The organism is Mesorhizobium sp. M7A.F.Ca.US.005.03.2.1 (assembly GCF_003997795.1).
Lineage (GTDB): Bacteria > Pseudomonadota > Alphaproteobacteria > Rhizobiales > Rhizobiaceae > Mesorhizobium > Mesorhizobium ciceri.
The window spans coordinates 1-2,896 of record NZ_RZRP01000799.1; the positions used below are offsets into that span (position 1 = coordinate 1).

Below are 2,896 nucleotides of genomic sequence, written 5' to 3' on the forward strand. Positions count from 1 at the left end.
TCTCATAGGTGCCGAGGATCAGCGAGGCCATGCTTCGGCCGGTGTCGTTTGGGCGGTAACCACAACGACGAATTCCTGTCGTTTGGTGCATTTGATCTTGAGCCAGCTGGTCGTGCGGTCGCCGATGTAACGGCTGTCGGCGCGCTTGGCGATAACGCCTTCGTGGCCACCCTCGCACATGGCGTCGAAGACTTGTCTGCCCCGGTCGACGATGTGGCCGGAAAACTGCAGGCTGTCGCCAGCGTCGCGGTCTCCAAGGAGTAACTCCAGCCTCTCCTTGCGATCGAGAAGCGGTCGGTTCGACAGGTCTTCGCCATTCATTTCCAACAGGTCGAAGGCGTAGACTTGAGCGGCATGCCCGCGGCAATTCCGGTTTTCAGCATGGAAAAATTGGTGCGGCCCTGGCTGTCGATCGCGACAATCTCGCCGTCGATCAGTGCAGAGTCTTTGGTTAGAGCCTGAAGCGGCGCCAGGATCACCTTGAACTGTCGTGTCCAGTCGTGGCCGTTGCGGGTGTAGACCACAACTTTAGAGCCGGAAATCGAGACTTGGGCACGATACCCGTCGAACTTCATTTCGAACAGCCAATTGCTGCCCACAGGTATGGCGTCTGTCAGGGTGCAGAGCTGGAACGGACGAAATGCTGGCAGCGAATATGTAGGGGTAGATTCTGAGTCCCGGCGCCGAGAGCGCTTTTTGCTGAGGGCGGCCTCTACGGCCGGCATGCGGAACTCGAATACATGGCTGGATTCAATACCCTGAATGGCATTCGGTTCCAAATCGGTGTTTCCAGATATTGAACCGGAAGAGTCCGGCTGCGTTGTTGGGTCTGGAATGGCAATCTTTTGGAGGATGAAATGCCCAATACTGGAACAACACGTGGACGCAACCAGGACCGCGCGAAGGTCGCTGGGGGGCAGGATCACGAAGTGAAATACGAGGCGGGTAAGACCGGAGCGAGCAAGGCCGACGTGAAGTCAGCCGTGAAATCGGTCGGGAACAGGCGCAAGAAGGTCGAGGATAAGCTAGGTAAGAACTGAACCACGGGGTCCGGCTAGATGCTCCGGGTTGCCACGTTCAATGTAAACGGCGTCAATGGTCGTCTGCCGGTCCTCATCGCGTGGCTAAAGGCCACGCGCTATGACGTCGTCTGCCTTCAAGAACTCAAAACCTCGGACGAGAAATTTCCGGCCGAGGCGATCGGCGATGCTGGCTATGGCGCGATCTGGCACGGCCAGAAATCCTACAACGGCGTCGCTATCCTGGCTCGCGGAGCTGACCCGATCGACCGCCGCCTCGGGCTTCCTGGCGACCCTGACGATAGCCATAGCCGCTATATCGAGGCGGAGATCAGCGGGCTCGTCGTCGGCTGTCTCTACCTGCCAAACGGAAATCCCGCCCCTGGTCCCAAGTTTGACTACAAGCTGCGCTGGTTCGACCGCCTGATTAGCTACGGCCAGGATCTGCTCAAAGCGGGAGCGCCGACCGTGCTGTGCGGCGACTACAATGTCGTTCCAACTCCGATTGATGCCGTGGTGCCGCGACGATGGATCGGCGATGCGGTTTACTTTCCCGAGAGTCGCCAAGCCTATGCCGCGATGCTCGAGGACGGCTGGATCGACGCGGTCAGGCGCATCCATCCGGAAAAGGGGGTCTATACGTATTGGAACCACTCCTATGGGGGCGGCTACGACAAGAGTTCTGGCCTGCGGATGGACCATCTGCTGGTCAGTCCCTCGTTGTCGCCCAAGCTTCGCGATGCCGGGGTGGATGTTGAGACGCGAGGGTGGGAGAAACCGAGCGATCATGCGCCGGCCTGGATCGCGCTTGAATAACCCGAGTTTGAGCGGCTGCAGTGGTTCCAGATTTCGCGCTTTGTCCGAAATTTGTAGCATTCTTCGGACGAAGCTCGCTTGCCATCGTCCGAAACTTGTCGCATATTTCGGACATGACAGCGGTCGAACACGACACCGATATTCGCTCTCGCGTGCTCGCGCGCATCCAGTCCAAGCCCGAGGAGGTCTGGACACCCGGCGACTTTGCCGATCTCGGCACCCGTTCCGCGGTGGACAAGACCCTGCAGCGACTGGCAGCGGCTCAAGAGCTTCGCCGGATTGACCGCGGTCTCTATGACCGCCCGCGGACCAATACTCTGACCGGCCGCGCCACCGTGCCGGACTATCGCGCCGTGATCCGGGCGGTGACACGCCGCGACAACGCGCGCACCGTCATCGATGGCATGACGGCCGCCAACGATCTTGGGCTTACGACGGCCGTACCCGCGCGGATCGAGGTACTGGTCGATGCGAGATTGAAGCCGATCAAACTCGGCAGCCAGGAAATCTATTTCAAGTATGCGGCGCCGAGCCGCCTTTATTGGGCGGATCGACCGGGAATGCGGGTCGTCCAAGCCCTGCATTGGATGCAGGATATGCTGACCCAAGACAGCGAGCGCAAGCGGATCGAGACTGCTTTGCGCCGCCTGCTTTCCGACCCCAAGCACGGCCAGGCGATCCGCGAGGATCTGCGCGCCGGTCTTTCAGCCGTCCCGATCTGGATGCAGGAGTTCCTCCGCCAACTCCTCAACACAACAGCTGGGCCGGAGGGCAAGCCATGACGACCGCCGCCTACCGTCAGATTATTGCCGCACCGCCGCGTGATCGGCTCGATCTATTCCTCGCCACGGCCAACCGCATCGGCGCGCCGGTCGGGAATGTCGAAAAGGACTTCTGGGTCTGCTGGACCCTCAACGCGCTTTATCACGAACGGCCGGCAGGAGAACCGCGGCTGCTCTTCAAGGGCGGCACGTCGCTGTCGAAGGGCTACGACCTCATCAAGCGCTTCTCCGAGGATATCGACGTCACCGTGTTCCGCGATGACCTCGAGGAGCCTGCGT

Annotated in this window: 6 protein-coding genes; 4 read left to right on the top strand and 2 right to left on the bottom strand. The window is 60.3% G+C overall.

All coding sequences use genetic code 11. The annotated features are described in order from the left end of the window. Positions 1–18: 18 nt before the first annotated feature. Positions 19–321 (bottom strand): hypothetical protein, encoded by a 303-nt coding sequence (locus tag EN991_RS41700; protein WP_064992511.1) that lies wholly within the window; start codon positions 319–321, stop codon positions 19–21. After that, positions 318–779 (bottom strand): hypothetical protein, encoded by a 462-nt coding sequence (locus EN991_RS41705; protein WP_164766163.1) that lies wholly within the window; start codon positions 777–779, stop codon positions 318–320. The genes EN991_RS41700 and EN991_RS41705 overlap by 4 nt, the downstream gene beginning before the upstream one ends. A gap of 78 nt (positions 780–857) precedes the next feature. Here EN991_RS41705 and EN991_RS30510 point away from each other — a divergent pair, with 78 nt between their 5' ends. From EN991_RS30510 to EN991_RS30525, 4 genes are all read left to right on the top strand, one after another. Then, the gene (locus tag EN991_RS30510) at positions 858–1,040 is read left to right on the top strand and encodes a DUF3606 domain-containing protein (protein WP_127367837.1); all 183 of its coding nucleotides are present in this window, start codon (positions 858–860) and stop codon (positions 1,038–1,040) included. Between the two features lie 18 nt (positions 1,041–1,058). Then, a complete protein-coding gene (gene xth, locus EN991_RS30515) occupies positions 1,059–1,835 on the top strand; it encodes an exodeoxyribonuclease III (RefSeq protein ID WP_127370140.1) in 777 nt (258 codons plus the stop codon). Positions 1,836–1,948: 113 nt separating this feature from the next. Beyond that, positions 1,949–2,617, top strand: a complete 669-nt coding sequence (locus EN991_RS30520; RefSeq protein ID WP_064992982.1) for a DUF6088 family protein — start codon at positions 1,949–1,951, stop codon at positions 2,615–2,617. Further along, a partial coding sequence (locus EN991_RS30525; RefSeq protein ID WP_164769480.1) for a nucleotidyl transferase AbiEii/AbiGii toxin family protein occupies positions 2,614–2,896 on the top strand: 283 nt, incomplete at its 3' end. The genes EN991_RS30520 and EN991_RS30525, both read left to right, overlap by 4 nt.

Excerpts from the sequence above, each read along its gene's own strand:
- EN991_RS41700 (WP_064992511.1), bottom strand. The coding sequence starts at position 321 with ATGAATGGCGAAGACCTGTCGAACCGACCGCTTCTCGATCGCAAGGAG.
- EN991_RS30510 (WP_127367837.1), top strand. The coding sequence starts at position 858 with ATGCCCAATACTGGAACAACACGTGGACGCAACCAGGACCGCGCGAAG.
- xth (WP_127370140.1), top strand. The coding sequence starts at position 1,059 with ATGCTCCGGGTTGCCACGTTCAATGTAAACGGCGTCAATGGTCGTCTG.
- EN991_RS30520 (WP_064992982.1), top strand. The coding sequence starts at position 1,949 with ATGACAGCGGTCGAACACGACACCGATATTCGCTCTCGCGTGCTCGCG.